The 20,003-nt window shown below is 73.1% G+C and carries 19 protein-coding genes and 1 tRNA gene; 15 read left to right on the forward strand and 5 right to left on the reverse strand.

The window, feature by feature from the left end:
• Positions 1-69 precede the first annotated feature (69 nt).
• A complete protein-coding gene (gene rsmI / locus V6U88_RS08610; protein ID WP_442934595.1) occupies positions 70-909 on the forward strand; it encodes a 16S rRNA (cytidine(1402)-2'-O)-methyltransferase in 840 nt (279 codons plus the stop codon).
• Positions 910-919: 10 nt separating this feature from the next.
• Here the strand turns inward: rsmI and V6U88_RS08615 are convergent, their stop codons facing one another.
• A complete protein-coding gene (locus tag V6U88_RS08615; protein WP_334451400.1) occupies positions 920-1,810 on the reverse strand; it encodes a hypothetical protein in 891 nt (296 codons plus the stop codon).
• Positions 1,811-1,971: 161 nt separating this feature from the next.
• Here V6U88_RS08615 and metG point away from each other — a divergent pair, with 161 nt between their 5' ends.
• Complete coding sequence (gene metG, locus V6U88_RS08620; RefSeq protein ID WP_334451401.1) at positions 1,972-3,774, forward strand: methionine--tRNA ligase; 1,803 nt, start codon at positions 1,972-1,974, stop codon at positions 3,772-3,774.
• Between the two features lie 67 nt (positions 3,775-3,841).
• On the opposite strand, the gene V6U88_RS08625 is transcribed toward metG, so the two are convergent.
• Positions 3,842-4,693 (reverse strand): alpha/beta fold hydrolase, encoded by an 852-nt coding sequence (locus V6U88_RS08625; RefSeq protein WP_334451402.1) that lies wholly within the window; start codon positions 4,691-4,693, stop codon positions 3,842-3,844.
• A 71-nt stretch (positions 4,694-4,764) separates the two neighbouring features.
• The gene (locus V6U88_RS08630) at positions 4,765-5,991 is read right to left on the reverse strand and encodes a hypothetical protein (protein WP_334451403.1); all 1,227 of its coding nucleotides are present in this window, start codon (positions 5,989-5,991) and stop codon (positions 4,765-4,767) included.
• Between the two features lie 82 nt (positions 5,992-6,073).
• On the opposite strand from V6U88_RS08630, the gene V6U88_RS08635 reads away from it, so the two are divergent.
• The 7 genes from V6U88_RS08635 (at position 6,074) to V6U88_RS08665 (ending at position 12,637) form a co-directional block, all read left to right on the forward strand.
• Complete coding sequence (locus V6U88_RS08635) at positions 6,074-6,973, forward strand: TatD family hydrolase (protein WP_334451404.1); 900 nt, start codon at positions 6,074-6,076, stop codon at positions 6,971-6,973.
• A gap of 31 nt (positions 6,974-7,004) precedes the next feature.
• Entirely contained in the window at positions 7,005-7,874 is an 870-nt protein-coding gene (gene rsmA / locus V6U88_RS08640; protein ID WP_334451405.1) for a 16S rRNA (adenine(1518)-N(6)/adenine(1519)-N(6))-dimethyltransferase RsmA, read from the forward strand.
• 32 nt (positions 7,875-7,906) lie between these two features.
• Entirely contained in the window at positions 7,907-8,491 is a 585-nt protein-coding gene (locus V6U88_RS08645; protein ID WP_334451406.1) for a Uma2 family endonuclease, read from the forward strand.
• Entirely contained in the window at positions 8,488-9,444 is a 957-nt protein-coding gene (locus V6U88_RS08650) for a 4-(cytidine 5'-diphospho)-2-C-methyl-D-erythritol kinase (protein ID WP_334451407.1), read from the forward strand. Before V6U88_RS08645 ends, V6U88_RS08650 begins: the two co-directional genes overlap by 4 nt.
• A 192-nt stretch (positions 9,445-9,636) precedes the next feature.
• Positions 9,637-11,439 carry an ABC-F family ATP-binding cassette domain-containing protein gene (locus V6U88_RS08655; RefSeq protein ID WP_334451408.1) on the forward strand — a complete coding sequence of 601 codons (1,803 nt, stop codon included), beginning with the start codon at positions 9,637-9,639 and terminating at the stop codon, positions 11,437-11,439.
• 103 nt (positions 11,440-11,542) lie between these two features.
• Entirely contained in the window at positions 11,543-11,998 is a 456-nt protein-coding gene (locus V6U88_RS08660) for a DUF4383 domain-containing protein (protein WP_334451409.1), read from the forward strand.
• A gap of 162 nt (positions 11,999-12,160) precedes the next feature.
• Complete coding sequence (locus tag V6U88_RS08665) at positions 12,161-12,637, forward strand: DUF4383 domain-containing protein (RefSeq protein ID WP_334451411.1); 477 nt, start codon at positions 12,161-12,163, stop codon at positions 12,635-12,637.
• A gap of 18 nt (positions 12,638-12,655) precedes the next feature.
• Here the strand turns inward: V6U88_RS08665 and V6U88_RS08670 are convergent, their stop codons facing one another.
• Complete coding sequence (locus V6U88_RS08670; protein WP_334451892.1) at positions 12,656-13,336, reverse strand: TetR/AcrR family transcriptional regulator; 681 nt, start codon at positions 13,334-13,336, stop codon at positions 12,656-12,658.
• Positions 13,337-13,453: 117 nt separating this feature from the next.
• A complete protein-coding gene (locus V6U88_RS08675; protein WP_334451413.1) occupies positions 13,454-14,401 on the reverse strand; it encodes an acyl-CoA desaturase in 948 nt (315 codons plus the stop codon).
• 219 nt (positions 14,402-14,620) lie between these two features.
• Between V6U88_RS08675 and V6U88_RS08680 the strand changes: the two genes are divergently transcribed.
• From V6U88_RS08680 to V6U88_RS08705, 6 genes are all read left to right on the forward strand, one after another.
• Positions 14,621-14,692, forward strand: a tRNA-Gln gene (locus V6U88_RS08680).
• A 104-nt stretch (positions 14,693-14,796) separates the two neighbouring features.
• Complete coding sequence (gene glmU, locus V6U88_RS08685) at positions 14,797-16,320, forward strand: bifunctional UDP-N-acetylglucosamine diphosphorylase/glucosamine-1-phosphate N-acetyltransferase GlmU (RefSeq protein WP_334451415.1); 1,524 nt, start codon at positions 14,797-14,799, stop codon at positions 16,318-16,320.
• 54 nt (positions 16,321-16,374) lie between these two features.
• The gene (locus tag V6U88_RS08690; protein WP_334451417.1) at positions 16,375-17,355 is read left to right on the forward strand and encodes a ribose-phosphate diphosphokinase; all 981 of its coding nucleotides are present in this window, start codon (positions 16,375-16,377) and stop codon (positions 17,353-17,355) included.
• A gap of 288 nt (positions 17,356-17,643) precedes the next feature.
• The gene (locus V6U88_RS08695) at positions 17,644-18,336 is read left to right on the forward strand and encodes a 50S ribosomal protein L25/general stress protein Ctc (protein WP_334451419.1); all 693 of its coding nucleotides are present in this window, start codon (positions 17,644-17,646) and stop codon (positions 18,334-18,336) included.
• Between the two features lie 106 nt (positions 18,337-18,442).
• Entirely contained in the window at positions 18,443-19,033 is a 591-nt protein-coding gene (gene pth / locus V6U88_RS08700; protein ID WP_334451421.1) for an aminoacyl-tRNA hydrolase, read from the forward strand.
• Positions 19,034-19,150: 117 nt separating this feature from the next.
• Complete coding sequence (locus V6U88_RS08705; RefSeq protein ID WP_334451895.1) at positions 19,151-19,969, forward strand: 3'(2'),5'-bisphosphate nucleotidase CysQ; 819 nt, start codon at positions 19,151-19,153, stop codon at positions 19,967-19,969.
• The last annotated feature ends 34 nt before the right edge of the window (positions 19,970-20,003 follow it).

The raw sequence follows: 20,003 nt of genomic DNA on the forward strand, positions 1-20,003 counted from the left end.
TGCCCGGTGGCGCCCATCGCCGCCGACGCCGGCACGCTCGTCGATGAAGGAGCGCATCCCGTGGGTGAAATGTCCGAGCTCGGGCGCCTGGTCCTGCTCGGCGCGCCGCTGGGCAACCCGGCCGACGCCTCCGCGCGCTTCCGCGAGGTGCTCGCCACCGCCGACGTGGTGGCCGCCGAGGACACCCGCCGCCTCACCCGGCTGGCCCGCGACCTCGACGTCACCGTCGGCGGCCGGATCGTCTCCTACTTCGAGGGCAACGAGGAGCGGCGTACGCCCGAACTGGTCGACGTGCTGACCGCCGGATACCTGGTCGCGCTGGTCACCGACGGCGGCATGCCCAGCGTCTCCGACCCCGGCTACCGGCTGGTCCGGGCCGCGCTGGACGCCGGCGTGCCGGTCACCTGCGCGCCCGGCCCCAGCGCGGTGACCACCGCCCTGGCCCTGTCCGGCCTGCCCAGCGACCGGTTCTGCTTCGAGGGCTTCCTGCCCCGCTCGCCCGGCGGCCGGCGCTCCCGGCTGCGCGCCCTGGCGGCCGAGGAACGGACCCTGGTGTTCTTCGAGGCCCCGCACCGGATCACCGGCGCGCTGGCCGACCTCGCCGCCACCTTCGGCGCCGACCGCCCGGCCGCGCTCTGCCGCGAACTGACCAAGACGTACGAGGAGATCGTCCGCCGGCCGCTCGGCGAGCTGGCGGACTGGGCGGCCGAGGGTGAGCCGCGCGGGGAGATCACCCTGGTGGTCGCCGGAGCCCCGGAACGGCCGGCCGAACGCCCCGACGACGACACGCTGCGCGCGGCGGTGGCCGAGCGGGAGGCCGCCGGACTGTCCCGGCGCGACGCCATCAGCGAGGTGGCCGCCGGGTACGGGCTGCGCCGGCGCGACGTCTACACCGTCGTGCACGCCTGAGGCGTCCGCCTCACCAGGCGGCGAACAGGAAACCCAGCGTGATCAGCGCCGGCCCGCCGTACGCGCCGGCCGTCGCCCAGCGCCGGTGCCGCGCGTCGGCCAGCCGCAACGCCCCGGTCCCCCGGGCGATGCCGGCTCCGCAGCCGGTGATCACCAGCAGCCCGAGCAGCCAGCGCAGGTGCCGGCCGATCCCGGTGTCGGCGTACGCGGTGTCGTCACCCGGCCCGGTCATCCGCGCCGGCAGCGCCGTACCGGTGGCGCGGCGCTCGCCCGGCACCCCGGTGACCCGGACGCCGTGGGCGAGGAACCGGCCCCGATCGGCGAAGAAGACGCCCCGGCAGCGCTGGGTCAGCCCGTCCCCGGCGCAGCCCGTGATCACCACCGTGCCCTCGGTGGCGTGCCCGGCCGCGAGCCAGAACGGCCCCGCGCTCACCCAGGCGAAGAAGGCCGCGACCAGGCTCAGCGTCACCAGCACCGCCAGCCCCTGCACCGGGTCCGGCGGGCGGGGGGTGCGTGTCGCGGGCGGCCGGGCGGGCACGGCGGGCGGGCGCTCGCCGCGCTTCGGCTCCTCGCGCAGCGGCGTGCCGTCCCAGTGCACCTCCTCGATCGGCGGCCAGAAGGCGGCGTCGGCGTCGGCCGTACCCCCGCCGCTGGCACCGTCGGCGCGCGGGCCGCGCGCCGGCTGACGGACCGGGACCCGGCGGGGGATCGCGTCGACCGGCGCGCCGGTGGTCGGCTCGACCTCGACGGGCGCCTCGTCCGGTCCCGGGACCACCCGCGGCTGGGGCGCGACCGCGCCGCCCCGCGCCGGCGCGGCCGCGCCGCCCGGCGGGTCCGTCCTGGTGCCGGGGGACTTCTCGTCGCGCCCGGGTGCCGCTCGTCTGCCAGTCACGGCGTTCATTGGACACCGCGCCGGGGGAGGGATCGGGCAGCTCAGGCCGCGTGTCGGCGACAAATCGGACGAACGGCCGGGGGTGGATCGACCGCCGGCGGTGTCGGCCCCGACACGGGGAGGCCTATTGGTTCGCGGCCACCGGGGCGCGGTCACTAGGCTTGCTGGTCATGAGTCACGTTCTCGCGGCGGTCGCCTGGCCGTACGCCAACGGCCCGCGCCACATCGGCCACGTCTCCGGTTTCGGCGTTCCCTCCGACGTCTTCGCCCGGTACATGCGGATGGCCGGCCACGACGTGCTCATGGTCTCCGGCACCGACGAACACGGCACCCCGATCCAGGTGCAGGCCGACGCCGAGGGGGTCACCCCCCGCGAGCTGGCCGACCGGTACAACCGGGTGATCGCCGCGGACCTGCAGGCGCTCGGGCTCTCCTACGACCTGTTCACCCGCACCACCACCCGCAACCACTACGCGGTGGTGCAGGAGCTGTTCCAGGGGCTGCACCGCAACGGCTACATCGTGCCCAAGGTCACCACCGGCGCGATCTCCCCGTCCACCGGCCGGACCCTGCCGGACCGCTACATCGAGGGCACCTGCCCGATCTGCGGCTACGACAGCGCCCGCGGCGACCAGTGCGACAACTGCGGCAACCAGCTCGACCCGGTCGACCTGATCGACCCGAAGTCGAAGATCAACGGCGAGACGCCGAAGTTCGTCGAGACCGAGCACTTCTTCCTCGACCTGCCCGCCCTGGCCGACGTGCTGCGGCACTGGCTGGACGCCCGGGAGGGCTGGCGGCCCAACGTGCTGCGCTTCTCGAAGAACCTGCTCGACGACCTCCAGCCCCGGGCCATCACCCGGGACCTGGAGTGGGGCGTGCCGATCCCGCTCGACGGCTGGCGCGACCGCGGCGACAAGCGGATCTACGTCTGGTTCGACGCGGTGATCGGCTACCTGTCCGCCTCCATCGAGTGGGCCCGCCGCTCCGGTGACCCGGAGGCCTGGCGGAAGTGGTGGTCGGCCGACGGGGAGGGCAAGGACGCCCGCGGCTACTACTTCATGGGCAAGGACAACATCGTCTTCCACTCGGTGATCTGGCCGGCGCTGCTCTCCGGCTACTCCGGCGAGGGCGCCAACGACGGCGAGTCGGGCGAGCTGGGCCGGCTCAACCTCCCCACCGAGGTGGTCTCCAGCGAGTACCTGACCATGGAGGGGCGCAAGTTCTCCTCGTCCCGCAAGGTGGTCATCTACGTCCGGGACTTCCTCGAGCGGTACGACGCCGACGCGCTGCGCTACTTCATCGCCGTCGCCGGCCCGGAGAGCAACGACACCGACTTCACCTGGGCCGAGTTCCTCCGCCGCAACAACGACGAACTGGTCGCCGGCTGGGGCAACCTGGTCAACCGGTCCGTCTCGATGGCGGCGAAGAACTTCGGCGCGATCCCGCCGGTCGACCCGGCCGGGCTCACCGAGGCCGACGAGGCGCTGCTCGCCACCGCCCGGGCCGGTTTCGCCGTCGTCGGCGACCTGATCGCCAAGCACCGGCAGAAGCAGGCCATCGGCGAGGCGATGAAGGTGGTCGCCGAGGCCAACAAGTACCTCTCCGAGCAGGCCCCGTGGAAGCTCAAGGACGAGGCGGACAAGCCGCGGATGGGCACCATCCTGCACGTCGCCCTCCAGGTGGTCAGCGACGCCAACACGCTGCTCACCCCGTTCCTGCCGCACTCCGCGCAGAAGGTGCACGAGCTGCTCGGCGGCACCGGCGTGCACGCGCCGATGCCGGTGATCGAGGAGGTCGACGACCTCGACGGCGGCCCGGCGTACCCGGTGCTGACCGGCGACTACACGGTCGGGGCGCGCTGGGAGTCCGTACCGGTGGAGGCCGGCCGGCCGCTCGCGGCGCCGAAGCCGGTCTTCCGCAAGCTCGACGCCTCCATCGTCGAGGAGGAGCTGGCCCGCCTGGCCGGCTGAGACGCACGCGGCGGCGCGGCCCACGGGTCTCCCCGGGGCCGCGCCGCCGATCTTTCGGCCCGTCGGGTCAGGCGCGGGCCATGCTCGGCTGGGCGAAGAAGTTCATGATCGCCTGATTGACCTCGTCGGCGTGCGTCCAGGGCGTGCCGTGCGGGGCGCCCTTCAACGTGATCAGCTGGCTGTTCGGCAGCATCGGCTGGAGCCGCTGCCCGGTCACCGGGTACGGCAGCACGTTGTCCTTGTCGCCCTGCACGATCAGCACCGGCACGTCGATCCTGGGCAGGTCGGCCCGGAAGTCGGTCTGCCAGGCGTCCACGCTGTCGTAGGTGCCCTTCGCCGAGGCCATCGCGCCGATGTTCCAGTGCGCCCGGTACGCCTCCTCGCTGACCCACCGGCCCTTGTTCTCCGAGTAGTTGAAGAACGCGTCGCAGAAGCTCGTCAGGTAGGCGAACCGGTCCGCCAGGATGGCCTGCTGGAAGCCGTCGAAGAGCTGCTTGTCGACGCCCTCCGGGTTGTCCGCCGTCTTCAGCAGGAACGGTGCCAGCGGGGCCAGCAGCACCGCCTTGCTCACCCGGCCCGACCCGTACGCGCCCAGGTAGCGGGTCACCTCACCGGTGCCCATCGAGTGCCCCACCAGCATCGCGTCCCGCAGGTTCAGCTCCGTCATCAGCACGTCGAGGTCGGCGGTGAACGTGTCGTAGTCGTACCCCGTCGTCGGCTGGGCGGACGCGCCGAAGCCCCGCCGGTCGTACGTGATCACCCGGTAGCCGGCGTTCAGCAGCGGGATGGAGACCTTCTCCCAGGTCGAGCCGCTGAACGGGAACCCGTGGATCAGCACCACCGGCTGACCGGAACCGTGATCCTCGTAGTACAGGTCGATGGGGGCGGAGTTCTCCGTCCCGACGGTGACGAAAGGCATGCGGGTCTCCTGATCTCCGATGTCGGACGCCCCCGCGCTTTCCCGGCCCACTGCCCGTTATGCGCGCCCCGTCACACGGCGTACGACACGTCCACCACCTGGTCGTCGGTGACCTCGGACCCCGGTGCCCAGGTCTCGTAGACGCCCCGCTCGTGGCACTGCGCCCCCGTGCCGAGAACCGCGTCCGGGTCCGGCCGGCACAGCCGCAACCGCAGCCACCCCGCCTCCTCCCGCAACACCAGGCACGGCACGTCCCGCCAGCGCGCGTACCGCAGCCGCCGGGCCACCGACTCCACCGGGTAGCGGGCGGACCGGGTCATCGCCAGCACCCGGAACCCGCCCGGCAGGTCGGCCACCGCCTCGTACTCGGTGCCGGCGTAACCGCCGACGAGCTGGGTGGCGCGGGGCGCCTCCCCGGTGGGCAGGTACTCCTGGTCGGGGGAGAGCCCTTGCACCGCGGCGAGCAGATGCCGCCACTGCGGGCCGACCATCCGCAGCCAGCCGCGCTGCTCCGCCTGGTAGCTGTAGAGCACCACCTCCACCCCCTGCGCGGTGTACGCGACCAGGGTGGCGTTCGCCGGCATGGGCAGGTCGGCGCAGTCCCGGGTGACGAACTCCGGGATCAGCTGCGCGTTGCTCGGCACGAACCCGGTACCCAGCACCGGCGGGCCGAGCCGGTCCCGGGGCGGCAGCGCCAGCAGGCCCCGGTGCGCCGGGCCGGCCGGCACCTCGTAGTCGACCGGGTCGGCGGCCCGCCAGCGCAGCGCGTACGCCAGCTCGTCGCCGCCGCCCGCGCCGTTGCCGCGCAGCACCGCCAGCGCCCCCGGCGTACGCAGGTGCGCCACGTCGTGCTCCCGGTAGCAGAAGCCGTGCGGCAGCCAACCCCGCACGTACCCGGCGAGCTGCCGGGCGGAGAGCACCTTGACCATCCGGGTGCCGCGACGCACCACCGCCGAGGCGCGCACCGCGGTGAGCGTCGGGTCCCCGGCCGCCGCCGGCTGCTGACTGAGCTGGTGCACGTACGCCCAGCCGCGCTCCCGGTGCAGCGGCACCAGCAGCGGCGCCTCCGGCTCCTCGGCCGGCTCCGCCGCGCCGTGCACCGCGCCGACCTCGGTCACGTGCACGAACCTCCGCCACGGCAGCGCGGTGCCCGGCCGGGGCGACCACTCGAAACCGGGCGCCTCGTCGGCGCTGAACAGCTCGTACGCCGCGCCCCGGGCGATCTCCTCCGCCGGATAGCTCGCGCCCTCGTACCCGACGCGCAGTCCGGTGTCGCTGGACTGAGGGGTGACGGTCATTCCGGAAACGCTAAGCGCGGGGAATGCCAGACCGGTGAACAGTCGATGGCGTCCCGGAGACGTGGCCCGGTGGCGGTGTGTGATGCTGGCCGCGATGAGTGAGCCGACCGAAACCCGCAAGCAGCGGGCCGCCCGCCGGGCCGGGGAGTTCCCGCCCGCGCCGGAGGCGCTGCCCCGCCCCGTGCTCGACAGCCACACCCACCTGGACATCACGGTCAGCGAGGCCGGGGTGCCCGGCGGCGGTCCCGCGGAGGACCCGGTCGCCGTCGCGGTCGAGGTGGCCGCCGCCGTCGGCGTGGACCGGCTGGTCCAGGTCGGCGTCGACGTGGCCTCCTCCCGCTGGGGCGCCGACGTCGCCGAGAAGTACCCGGCGGTGCTGGCCACCGTCGCGCTGCACCCGAACGAGGCGCCCCGGCTGGCCGACCTCGACGAGGCGCTGCGCGAGATCGAGGCGCTCGCCGCCCGCGACCGGGTCCGCGGCGTCGGCGAGACCGGGATGGACTTCTTCCGTACCGGCGACGAGGGGCGGGCCGCGCAGGAGGAGAGCTTCCGGGCGCACATCGCCATCGCCAAGCGGTACGGCAAGGCGCTGGTCATCCACGACCGGGACGCACACGCCGACGTGCTGCGCGTCCTCGACGACGAGGGCGCGCCGGACACCGTGGTGCTGCACTGCTTCTCCGGCGACGCCGAGTTCGCCGCCGAGTGCGTGCGCCGGGGCTACCTGCTCAGCTTCGCCGGCACCGTCACCTTCGGCAGCGCCACGGCGCTGCGCGAGGCCGCCGCGCTGACCCCGCTGGAGCAGATCCTGGTCGAGACCGACGCGCCGTACCTGACCCCGATGCCGCACCGGGGACGGCCGAACGCGTCGTACCTGATCCCGCTGACGGTCCGGTCGCTGGCCGCGACGACCGGCGCGGATCTCGACGAACTCTGCGCCGCCATCTCCGCCACCGGCGACCGGGTCTTCGGCCCGTGGTGAACCGGCCCGGCCCCGCCGCTACGCTACGGGCGTGACCGGACTCCTCGGCCCGGCGGAGATCCGGGAACTGGCCGCCCGCCTGGGCGTCGCCCCCACCAAGAAGCTCGGCCAGAACTTCGTGCACGACCCGAACACGGTCCGCCGGATCGTCACCGCCGCCGGGCTGACCCCGGACGACGTGGCGCTGGAGGTCGGGCCGGGTCTCGGCTCGCTCACCCTGGCCCTGCTGCCGGTCGCCGCCCACGTGCACGCCGTGGAGATCGACCGGACGCTGGCCGGGGCACTGCCGGAGACCGCCGCCCGGCACGCCGGGCCGGACGCCGGCCGGCTCACCGTGCACCACGCCGACGCGCTGCGGGTCCGCGCCGCCGACCTGGCCGACCCGGCCCCGACCGCGCTGGTGGCGAACCTGCCCTACAACGTCGCGGTGCCGGTGGTGCTGCACCTGCTGGCCGAGCTGCCCACCCTGCGGCAGGGCCTGGTGATGGTGCAGAAGGAGGTCGCCGACCGGCTCGTCGCCGGTCCCGGCTCCAAGGTGTACGGCGTCCCGTCGGTGAAGCTGGCCTGGTACTCCCGGGCCCGGGCCGCGGGCAAGGTGCCACCGAACGTGTTCTGGCCGGTGCCCAACGTCGACTCCGGCCTGGTCGCCTTCACCCGCCGCGAGCCGCCCCGCGACGACGTCACCCGGGAGCGGGTGTTCGCCGTGGTGGACGCCGCGTTCGCGCAGCGCCGCAAGACCCTGCGCGCCGCGCTGGCCGGCTGGGCCGGCGGCGCCGACCGGGCCGCCGCGGCGCTCACCGCCGCCGGTGTGGACCCCGGCGCGCGCGGGGAGTCACTCACCGTCGAGCAGTTCGCCGCCATCGCCGCGTCGGCTCCGTCCGTCGCGCCCGTCGCGCAGTAGTCTGGCCCCGTGTCCGCGGAGGAGGTGTACGAGTGACCGCGCAGCCGATCGACCCCACCGCCCACGGGATGTGGAGCCCGGATCCCGTTCGGCAGCGGTTGGCCAACCACACCATCGAGGACGTCCTGGCCCTGCCCGACGACGCCCCCCGCGTCGAGCTGCGTGACGGAGTCCTCGTCGTGGTTCCTTCCCCGACCTTTGGTCATCAGAACATCGGCAACCTGCTCTGGATGTGGCTGCGGCAGCACGCGCCGGTCGAGCTGACGCCGGCCACCGCCGTCGGGGTGGCGATCAACTACCGGAACACCCTCGAACCTGACGTGGTCCTGCTGAAGCGTCCGGTGGCGGCCGATCACCACTACTTCGAGGCCGAGCAGGTCGTGCTCGCCGTCGAAGTAGTCTCGCCCGGCACCCGTCGGCGGGACCGGTTGGAGAAGCCGGCCGACTACGCCGACGCGGGCATTCCGCACTACTGGCGGATCGAGCAGGATCCGTTGCACGTGTACGCGTACGACCTGGTCGACGGCCGGTACGAGCCGGCCGCCGACTCCGCCGAGGAGCTGATCGTGGCCAAGCCGTTCGACATCCGCCTGCGTGTGCGGGAACTCGCCCCGTGACCGAGGCCTGGCGACCGGACGAAGACGACGAGCAGCAGCGGCGCGGCGCCAGCGGACCGGTCCGGGTCCGGGTGCCGGCCAAGGTCAACCTGCACCTCGGGGTGGGGCCGTTGCGCCGCGACGGCTACCACGAGCTGAACACCGTCTACCACGCCATCTCCATCCACGACGAGCTCACCGCCCGCCGTGGCGACACGCTCACCCTGACCATGGAGGGCGAGGGCGCCGGGGAGCTGGCCCTGGACGACACCAACCTGGTGATCCGGGCCGCCCACGCTCTCGCCGGCTACGCCGGGGTGATGCCGCACGCCCGGCTGCACCTGCGCAAGCAGATCCCGCTCGCCGGCGGGCTGGCCGGCGGCAGCGCCGACGCGGCGGCCGCGCTGGTCGCCTGCGACGCGCTCTGGGGCACCGGGCTCTCCCGCGACGAGCTGGCCGGCATCGCCGCCGACCTCGGCTCGGACGTGCCCTTCCTGATCCACGGCGGCACCGCCCTCGGCACCGGCCGGGGCGAGGCGGTCAGCCCGGTGCTGGCCCGGCCCACCTCCTGGCACTGGGTGGTCGCCATCGCCGACGGGGGGCTGTCCACCCCGGCCGCCTACCGGGAGCTGGACCGGCTCCGCGACGCCGGCAGCGCCGGTGAGCCGCTGGGCAGCACCGACGCGCTGCTCGCCGCGCTGCGCCAGCGCGACCCCCGGGTACTCGCCGCCACCCTCGGCAACGACCTCCAGGACGCCGCCCTGGCGATGCGCCCGTCGCTGGCCGACACCCTGAAGGCCGGCGAGGCGGCCGGCGCGCTGGCCGGCCTCGTCTCCGGCTCCGGCCCCACCTGCGTCTTTCTCGCCGCCGACGCCGCCCACGCGGAGCGGATCGCCGGCGAGCTGGAGGCGGCCGAGGTGTGCCGGGAGGCCCGGGTCGCCCACGGGCCGGTCGCCGGAGCCCGGATCACCTGACCTCACCGGCCGCGCCGCCCGCCGGGCGCCGCGCCCCGCGTGCGGCGTGTCCCGGTGTCCCACTGACCTGCCGCAGCAGCGTCGGCGGCGCAGCGCCGCGCGGGGCCGGCCGGGTGTCCGCGTACCCTGGAAGGCCAGGCGTCCCCAGGTGCCAGCCGGCACCGGGACGCCTTGATCATGGGAGGTGAGGTCGTGGCCAACATCGTCAACCTGGACCGGGTGTCCAAGGGGTACGGCGCCGCCGGGCCGCTGCTCACCGACGTCTCGCTCGGCCTCGACGACGCCGACCGGATCGGCGTGGTCGGCCTCAACGGCGCCGGCAAGTCCACCCTGCTGCGGCTGCTCACCAAGCAGGAGGAACCGGACGGCGGGCGGGTCACCCACCGCCGCGACCTGCGGGTCCTCTGGCTGCCGCAGAGCCTCACGCTCACCCCCGAGGCCACCGTCCGGGACGTGGTGCTCGGCACCGCCTGGCTCGCCCAGAGCATGGGCGCCGAGCACGAGTGGGCCGGCGACGCCGGCGTCCGGGCCATCCTCGACGGCCTCGGCATGCCGCACCTCGGCCTCGACCAGCCCGTCGGCCCGATGTCCGGCGGCGAGCGGCGCCGGGTCGCGCTGGCCGCGCTGCTGGTCCGCGAGTCGGACCTGCTGATCCTCGACGAGCCCACCAACCACCTCGACGTCGGCGGCGTCGACTGGCTGGCCAAGTACCTGGTCGGCCGCAAGGGCGCGCTGGTCGTGGTCACCCACGACCGGTGGTTCCTGGACGCGGTCTGCACCAACACCTGGGAGGTCGCCGACCAGACCGTCCGGGCGTACGAGGGCGGCTTCGCCGCCTGGACCCTGGCCCGCGCCGAACGTGAGCGGGTCGCCGCCGCCGCCGAGGCCCGCCGGCAGAACCTGCTCCGCAAGGAGATCGCCTGGCTGCGGCGCGGCCCGCCCGCCCGGACCTCCAAGCCCCGGTTCCGGATCGACGCCGCCAACGCGCTGATCGCCGACGTCCCGCCGCCGCGCGACACCATGTCGCTGCAACGGCTCGCCACCGCCCGGCTCGGCAAGCAGGTGTACGACCTGGAGGACGTCCGGCTGCTCGCCGGCCCGAAGGAGATCCTGCACCGCGCCACCTGGCAGGTCGGCCCCGGCGACCGGATCGCCATCCTCGGCCGCAACGGCGCCGGCAAGACCACCCTGCTGCGGATGCTCGCCGGCGTCACCCGCCCCGACGACGGCCGCTTCCACACCGGCTCGACCGTCCGGCCCGCGTTCCTGTCGCAGGAGCTGGCCGAACTCCCCGGCGACCTGCGGGTCCTGGAGGCCGTCGAGGAGGTCGCCCGCCGGGTGCAGCTCGGCGACCGGGAGGTCTCCGCCGCCCAGCTCGCCGAGATCTTCGGCTTCGACGACCGGCGGCTCTGGACGCCGGTCGGCGACCTCTCCGGCGGCGAGCGCCGCCGGTTGCAGATGCTCCGGCTGCTCGCCGGCGAGCCCAACGTGCTGCTCTTCGACGAGCCCACCAACGACCTGGACACCGACACCCTGGCCGCGCTGGAGGATCTGCTCGACTCCTGGCCCGGGACGGTCATCGTGGCCAGCCACGACCGGTACCTGATCGAGCGGGTCACCGACGTCGCGTACGGGATGTTCGGCGACGGCCGGCTGGTGCACCTGCCCGGCGGCGTCGACGAGTACCTGGCGCGGGCCGGCGGCGCGGAGCCGGCGCGCCTCCCCGCGGCTCCCACGGCCGCCCCGGGCGCCGCGGCCCCGACCGGCATGTCCGCCGCCGAGGCCCGGCAGGCCCGCAAGGAACTGGGCCGGCTGGAACGGCAGATCGCCAAGCTGGAACAGAAGGAGACCGGGCTGCTCGACCAGCTGGCCGCGCACGCCACCGACTACGCCAAGGTCGCCGAACTCGACGCGCAGCTCAAGGAGGTACGCGCCGAACGCGAGCGGACCGAGGAGACCTGGCTCACCCTGGCCGACGAGATCCCGCCCGTCTGACCCCCGACGCACCGGAAGACGGGGCCGTGTGCGGCGTCACATCCCGGCGTGCGGGACAATCGTCGTCGACCTCTCTCATCCCCACGGCGTTGGAGACTCAGACATGGCCCATACCCCCGTCAACCACCCCGCGCGGCCGATCTACCGGGCGATCGGCGGGCTCGTTGGTCTGTACCTGGTGGTCTTCGGTGTGCTCGGCCTCATCACGAGCGCCGGCAGCGACCTCTTCGCCCAGGATGACACCAAGGTCCTGGGTCAGGGGACGAACCTCGGGTTCTCGCTGCTCAGCATCCTGCTCGGCATCGTCGTGCTGGTCGGCACCGTGATCGGTCGCAACCTCGACGTGGCGATCAACCAGCTCCTGGCCTACGGCCTGATGGTGCTCGGCCTGGCCGAGCTGGCGTTCCTGCAGACCGACGCCAACATCTTCAACTTCACGATCATGACCGACATCGTGGTGCTGACCCTCAGCCTCGTCCTGCTGATGGTCGGCATGTACGGCAAGGTCGGCACCGACGAGGAGAAGGAAGCCTGGGAGAAGGCCCGGCTCGTGCTCTGATCCGTCGGTCGCGCTTCGGCGTTTTGATCCCGCTCCGTCCGTGGCTTGTTCCCGGGCGGGGCGGGATCTTTCGTTGGCGCGGCTGCCCGACTGTTCGCCGGACGGCGGGGTCCGGTCTGGGGGAGAATTCTCCGGAAAGAGGTCTTCTCGGACGGAGGGGTCATGGCGCACTTTCCGGTGAACCACCCCGCGCGCCCGCTGTACCGGGTCATCGCCGGGCTGGTCGGGCTCTACATCCTGGTCTTCGGCGTCTGGGGGGTCTTCGAGACCTGGGGGGAGCCGCTGTTCGACCGGGGCTCCCACTGGGCGCTCGGACTCCGCACCAACCTGGCGTTCTCGCTGGTGTCGGTGGCCTTCGGGATCGTGCTGATGATCGGCGCGTCCCGGCGCAGCAACCTCGGCCACTACATGAACCTGACCGCCGGGGCGGTCTTCATGATCACCGCCATCGCCATGATGTCCGTCCTGCAGACCAGCGTGAACTTCCTGAACTTCTCCATGTCCACGGTGATCGTGTCGATGGTCTTCGGGTTGCTGCTGCTCGCCACCGGCCTCTACGACAAGGTCGGCACGGACGAGCACGCCGAGAAGGAGCGCAACGACCGGCGACACCCGATCTCCGAGGCGGGCACCCGCTGAGCCGGGCGGCGCCGACCGTCAGGCCCGCTTACGGGTGATCAGCCCGGGCTTCGGCTCCAGGTGCGACAGGCCGTTCCAGGAGAGGTTCACCAGGTGCGCGGCCACCGTCTCCTTGCGCGGCTTGCGCACCTCCAGCCACCAGCGGCCGGTCAGCGCCACCATCCCCACCAGGGCCTGCGAGTAGAGCTCGGCCAGCTTCGGGTCGTACCCCCGGCCGGAGAACTCGGCCGCCAGGATGTGCTCCACCTGGTGCCCGACGTCGTTCATCACGCTGCTGAAGTTGCCCGTCGCCGACATCAGCGGCGACTCCCGGACCAGCACCCGGAACCCGCTGGTCTCCTCCTCGATGTAGGTGAGCAGCGCCAGCGCCGCCTGCTCCAGCAACTCGCGCGGATGCCCGGCGGTCAGCGCGGTGGTGATCCGGTCCAGCAGGGCGCGCACCTCGCGGTCGACCACCACCGCGTAGAGGCCCTCCTTGCCGCCGAAGTGCTCGTAGACCACCGGCTTGGACACCTTGGCGCGGGACGCCACCTCCTCGATCGAGGTGGCGTCGAAACCGCGCTCGGCGAAGATCTGCCGGCCGATCGCGATCAGCTGCTCCCGCCGCTGGGCGGCGGACATGCGTACCCGGGAGGGGGGCTTGGCGGCCGCCGCCGCGGGCGCCGCCCGCCGCCGTCCGCCGGTGGCCTCGTCCGCCATCTCGTCACCTCGCCGGCGCTCGGTGACGCCCTGTCGTGGGATGTTCCTGCCGCCGTGCCCGTCTGCCTCGGTCACCCGGCCATACTGCCAGGTAACGTCCGCGGGCATCGCCCGGTTTCAGCGCCGTGCGACCGGCTTCACCAGCTTGGCGGCGACCCGCTCCGGCTTCGGCCAGCGCACGTCCCGCGCGCCGCCGGCCTTCTCCAGCAGCCAGATGACCCGGGCCGAGATGTCCAGCTGGCCGCGCAGCACGCCGTGCCGGGCGCTCGTCGGATCGGCGTGGTGCAGGTTGTGCCAGCTCTCGCCGAACGACAGGATCGCCAGCGGCCAGAAGTTCGCCGCCCGGTCGCCCTGGCGCATCGCGAACGGCCGCTCCCCGTAGACGTGGCAGACTGAGTTGATCGACCAGGTCACGTGGTGCAGCAGCGCGATGCGGACCAGGCCGCCCCAGAAGAGCGCCGTCCACGCCCCCGACCAGGACCAGGTGGCCAGGCCGCCCATCACCGCCGGTCCGAGCACCGAGACCACCACCAGCAGCGGGAACAGGCGGTCCACCCGCCGGGTGTCCCGGTCGGCCAGCAGGTCCGGGGCGAAGCGGGCCCGATTCGACAGTTCCCGGCCGAAGAGCCAGCCGACGTGGGAGTGGAACAGCCCTCGGGCCAGCCCGCGGACGCTCTCCCCGTAGCGCCACGGCGAGTGCGGATCACCCTCGGCGTCGGAGAACGCGTGGTGCCGGCGGTGGTCCGCGACCCACTGGATGATCTCGCCCTGCACGGCGAACGAGCCGGCCACCGCCAGCGCCACCCGCACCGGGCGCGGGGCCTTGAACGAGCCGTGGGTGAAGTACCGGTGGTAGCCGACGGTGATGCCCAGGCCGGAGAGGAGATACCAGAAGGCGGCGATCGCCAGGTCCGTCCCGCTCAGCCAGCCACCCCAGGCGACCGGCACCGCGGCGAGCAGGGCCAGGAAGGGTACGACCACGAACGCCCACAGGGCGATCAGGATGCCGGTGGACTGCGGGCCCTGGGTGAGCGGCTTCGGCCCGCTGGTCAGAGAGGTCGACATGGCACCTCGCAGAGGGGAGATACGCCTACGTCACCGTAACTTAGGCACCGGGCCGGACGGAGTGAACAGTTGCGGACGTGAATGAACGACGTGTCGTACCGGCGTTCCGGCGTTCCTGCCGTGCCGGCGGATCGAGGGTCTCGTCGCGGGGCTCGCCGAGGCGATCACATAGGGGTGGGGGCACCTCAGGCGGAGGCGTTAAGCTGTCTTGCGTCACAGTCGGCCGTGGTGTAATTGGCAACACCCGGGTCTTTGGTACCCGTGTTTCAGGTTCGAACCCTGGCGGCCGAGCCCCGCTCGCGTAGACACCCCTCTGCAGGGGTATGGGACGGACTGCCCGTGCTGCGTGGTTAGCATGACCGCGAGACTGTCGCCTTCCCGACGGGAGCCACGTCGTGCCCCAGCCCCACCTCCGTACCGTCGTCGTGCTCGCCGCCGGTGAGGGCAAGCGGATGAAGTCGGCGCTGCCCAAGGTGCTGCACCCGCTGCTCGGCCGTACCCTCCTCGGCCACGTGCTGACCGCGGCCGCGCCGCTGGCCGCCGACCACACCGTGGTCGTGGTCGGGCACGGCGCCGAGCAGGTCCGGGCGCATCTGAGCGAGATCGCCCCGGACGCCACCCCGGTCCTGCAGGCCCAGCAGCTCGGCACCGGGCACGCCGTGCGGATCGCGCTGGACGCGGCGCCGGAGGCGACCGGGACGGTGGTCGTGATCAACGGCGACGTCCCGCTGCTGCGCGCCGAGACGGTGGCCGCGCTGGTCGAGGCGCACGAGGGCGAGGGCGCGGCGGCGACGGTGCTCGCCGCCGAGGTGCCCGACCCGACCGGCCTCGGTCGGATCGTGCGGGACGCCGCGGGCCGGCTGGAGCAGATCGTCGAGGAGCGGGACGCCACGCCGGCGCAGCGCGCGCTGCGGGAGATCAACGCCGGCATCTACGCGTTCGACGCGGCGCGGCTGCGGGACGCGCTGGGCAAGCTCTCCACCGACAACGACCAGGGCGAGGAGTACCTGACCGACGTCTTCGGCCTGCTCGTCTCGGCCGGGGAGCCGGTGGGCGTGCACGTCGCGGCGGACCACGTCGAGACGCTGGGCTGCAACGACCGGGTGGAGCTGGCCGCCCTGCGCCGGCTGCTGCGCGACCGGGTCAACGAGGCGTGGATGCGCACCGGGGTGAGCATCCTCGACCCGGAGACCACCTGGATCGACGTCACCGCCACCGTGGAGCGGGACGCGGTGATCGACCAGAACACGCAGCTGCGTGGCGCGACGACGGTCGGCGCGGAGGCGGTCGTCGGGCCGGACGTCACGCTGATCGACACCGTGGTGGGGGCGGCGGCGACCGTGCTGCGCAGCCACGCGGTGGGCGCCGAGGTCGGCCCCGGGGCCAGCGTCGGGCCGTACGCCTACCTGCGCCCGGACGCCCGGCTGGCCGAGAAGTCGAAGGTCGGCACGTTCGTCGAGGTGAAGAACTCCGAGGTCGGGCCGGGCGCGAAGGTGCCGCACCTGTCGTACGTGGGTGACGCCACGATCGGGGCGAAGGCCAACATCGGCGCCGCGACGATCTTCGTGAACTACGACGGGGTGAACAAGCACCGCACCACGGTGGGCGAGGGGGCCTTCGTCGGCTGCGACACCAGCCTGATCGCGCCGGTCGAGGTGGGCGCGGGGGCGTACGTGGCGGCGGGCAGCGCGATCTCGCAGGACGTGCCGCCGGGTGCGCTCGGGGTGACCCGGGCGCCGCAGCGCAACATCGAGGGCTGGGTGGCCCGCAAGCGCCCTGGTACGGCCTCGGCCGCGGCGGCGGAGCGGGCGAAGGGTGCGTCGGCCGACACGCCGGTCGCAAGGGAAGGTGAGGCAATCCACGGGCGCGCCGAGACCGTGGGACGGCCGTCGGGCGCGGGGGATACTGCAACCGAATAGTCCCCGGCCCTAACCGCCGCCGGGAACCACCGACCAACGGGAGCAGACGGGCCCATGGGCAGCATCGTCGCCGAAAACCGCAAGAGCCTGATGCTCTTCTCCGGACGTGGCTTTCCGGAGCTGGCCAAGGAGATCGGTGAGGTGCTCGGCGTCGCGCCGACGCCTTCCGACGCGTACGAGTTCGCCAACGGCGAGATCTTCGTACGGTTCAAGGACTCGGTGCGCGGTTCGGACGCCTTCGTGGTGCAGTCCGTCACGCACGGGGTGAACACCTGGGTCATGGAGACCCTGATCATGATCGACGCGCTGAAGCGTGGTTCGGCCAAGCGGATCACCGTGGTGCTGCCGTTCTACCCGTACGCCCGGCAGGACAAGAAGCACCGGGGCCGCGAGCCGATCTCGGCCCGGCTGGTGGCCGACCTGCTGAAGACCGCCGGGGCGAACCGCATCCTCACGGTCGACCTGCACACCGCGCAGATCCAGGGCTTCTTCGACGGCCCGGTGGACCACCTCTTCGCGATGGACGTGCTGGCCGAGTACGTGGAGCACAAGTACGCCGGCCGGCCGATGACCGTGGTGGCGCCGGACTCCGGCCGGGTGCGGGTGGCCGAGCGGTGGACCGACCGGCTGGGCGGCTGCCCGCTGGCGTTCATCCACAAGACCCGGGACCCGCTGAAGCCGAACCAGGTGGTGGCGAACCGGGTGGTCGGTGAGGTCGAGGGTCGGGTCTGCCTGATCGTCGACGACATGATCGACACGGGTGGCACGATCACCAAGGCCGCCGACATCCTCAAGGAGTCGGGTGCGGCGGAGATCGTGGTCGCCTCCACCCACGCCCTGCTGTCGGACCCGGCCACCGAGCGGCTGAAGAACAGCCCGATCAGCGAGATCGTGGTGACCAACACGCTGCCGCTGCCGCCGGAGAAGCAGCTCGACAAGCTGACCGTGCTGTCCATCGCGCCGCTGCTGGCCCGGGCGATCCGCGAGGTCTTCGACGACGGCTCGGTGACCACCCTCTTCGGTGGCCTGAGCTGACCCGCGCACCGCGGTGGTGACCGCGGTGCGGCACCGTTCCCGCCGGCCGACGCGCCGGTGGGACCGGTGTGGAGGGGACTGCCGGAGACCTCGGAATCCGCTCGGGTAGACTGGTGCGGTTGCCACGGCGAGGGTGCCCGGCGGGCCGCTGAGAAGCGCCGCACGGAGGCACCGTCATCGACGCGGTGCTCCGGGCAGTCGTTCATGACGCATGAGCCCCAGCGAGCCCCTCGCCCCAGCACCGCCAGACGACAAGCCGCCGCCGCGAAAAGCATCAGGAGTTTCCCCGTGTCCGAGGTAAAGATCAGCGCCGAGCCCCGTACCGAGTTCGGCAAGGGTGGTGCCCGTCGTACCCGCCGGGCCGGCAAGGTGCCCGCCGTGCTGTACGGCCACGGCGAGAAGCCCAAGCACATCGCGCTCCCGGCCCGCGAGTTCGCGGCCGCGATCCGCAAGGGCGGCGCGAACCAGCTCTTCGCGATCGAGGTCAGCGACGGCACCCAGGCGCTGGCGCTGCCGAAGGCGATCCAGCGTGACCCGATCAAGGACACCTTCGAGCACGTCGACCTGATCCTGGTCCGTCGGGGCGAGAAGGTCACCGTCGACGTCCCGGTCCAGCTGACCGGCGAGGCCGCGCGGGACACCCTGATCGTGCACGACCACGACACCCTGTCGGTGACCGCCGACGCCACCAAGGTGCCGGACCACCTGGAGGCCTCGATCGAGGGCCTGGAGGCCGGTTCCCAGGTGACCGCCGCCGACGTGCAGCTGCCCGCCGGCGTCGAGCTGGCCGCCGACGCGGAGCAGACGGTCGCCTCGGTGACCGCCGCCCCGACCGCCGAGCAGCTCGAGGCGACCCTCCCCGAGATCGAGACGCCGGAGGAGGAGGCCGCGGAGGCCGCCGCCACCGAGGCCGAGGAGGCCCCGGTGGGCTCCGAGGTTCCGGCCGCCGAGGAGAACGCCGAGGCGAAGACCGAGGCCTGATCGGTTCGCACCATCTTTTGCGGCAGGCGCTCCCGGCGGACACCGGGGGCGCCTGTCGGCGTATCGGGACGCGTGCGGCGCTGACGACGAGCGGGAGGGACGGGACGTGACGGACGAGGCGGGACCGTGGCTGGTGGTCGGCCTGGGCAACCCCGGTCGGGAGTACGCCGGCAACCGGCACAACGTCGGCTTCCTGGTCGCCGACCTGCTGGCGGGCCGGCTGGGCGCGAAGTTCGGCCGGCACAAGCGGGCGGTGGCGGAGGTCGCCGAGGGGCGGCTGGGTTTCGGCGGGCCGAAGCTGGTGCTGGTCAAGCCGCTGACGTACATGAACCTCTCGGGCGGTCCGGTGGCCGCGCTGGCCCAGTTCCACAAGATCCCGGCCGAGCGGGTGATCGCGGTGCACGATGAGCTGGACATCCCGTACGGCCAGCTGCGCATCAAGATCGGCGGCGGCGAGGGCGGGCACAACGGCCTGCGCTCGATGTCGAAGTCGCTCGGGACGAAGGACTACGTCCGGGTGCGCTTCGGCATCGGCCGGCCGCCGGGGCGGCAGGACCCGGCGGACTACGTACTGTCGGATTTCGGCAGCGTGGAGCGCAAGGAGCTGGAGTTCCTGGTGGACCGGGCGGCGGACGTGGTGGAGTCGGTGGTCACCAAGGGCGTGGAGCCGACGCAGAACGCGTACCACGGGGCCTGAGCGCGGGGCGTACCCGGAGCGGAGCTGCCCGGCCGGTAGTCTGCGCCTTCTGACGTGGCGTGACCCGCGACGCGGATCGCGGCGAGGCGACGGGAGTGGTACGTGGGCAGTCCTCCGATGATCGACGGCGCGTTCGCCCGGTGGTTGGCGGCGCGGGCCGGGCAGGCGCTGCTGGAGTTGCGGGCCGAGATGGGCTTCGCCGACCCGGGCGCCCTGAAGTCGGCCGGGGACAAGGTGTCGCACGACCTGATCCGCACCGAGCTGGCACGGTGGCGGCCCGGCGACGCGGTGCTCTCCGAGGAGGACGAGGGCTCCCGGCTGGCCTGGGCGGCGGAGGTGAACCCTGCGGCGGTGTCCCGGCTGACCGCCGACCGGGTGTGGATCGTCGACCCACTGGACGGCACCCGGGAGTTCTCCGAGGAGGGGCGCTCGGACTGGGCGGTGCACGTGGCGCTCTGGGCGCGGAAGGCACCGACGCCGCACGGGCTGGTGGCGGGGGCGGTGGGGCTGCCGGCGCAGCACCGGGTGCTCGGCACCGACTACCCGCCGGCGTACCCGCCGTTGACCTTGGAGGCGGCGACCGCGGGTGGCGGGCGGACGCTGCGCCTGGCGGCGAGCCGGAGCCGGCCGCCGGTCTTCCTGACCGATCTGGCGGAGGACGTGGGCGCGCACCTGGTGCCGATGGGTTCGGCGGGCGCGAAGATCGCCGCGGTGGTGACCGGTGAGGTGGACGCCTACATCCACGCGGGCGGCCAGTACGAGTGGGATTCGGCCGCCCCGATCGCTGTGGCGACGGCCACCGGCCTGCACGCTTCCCGGATCGACGGTTCTGCGCTGAAATACAACGAGGCGGATCCACGCCTGCCGGACCTGCTGGTCTGCCGCAAGGATCTCGCCACTCGGTTGCTTGCAGCGCTGCAGAGACATTCCGGGTAGCCTGAGCGCTTGTTCCTGATGTATCCGACCGGAA

It is taken from the genome of Micromonospora sp. CPCC 205739 (assembly GCF_036906795.1).
GTDB lineage: Bacteria > Actinomycetota > Actinomycetes > Mycobacteriales > Micromonosporaceae > Micromonospora.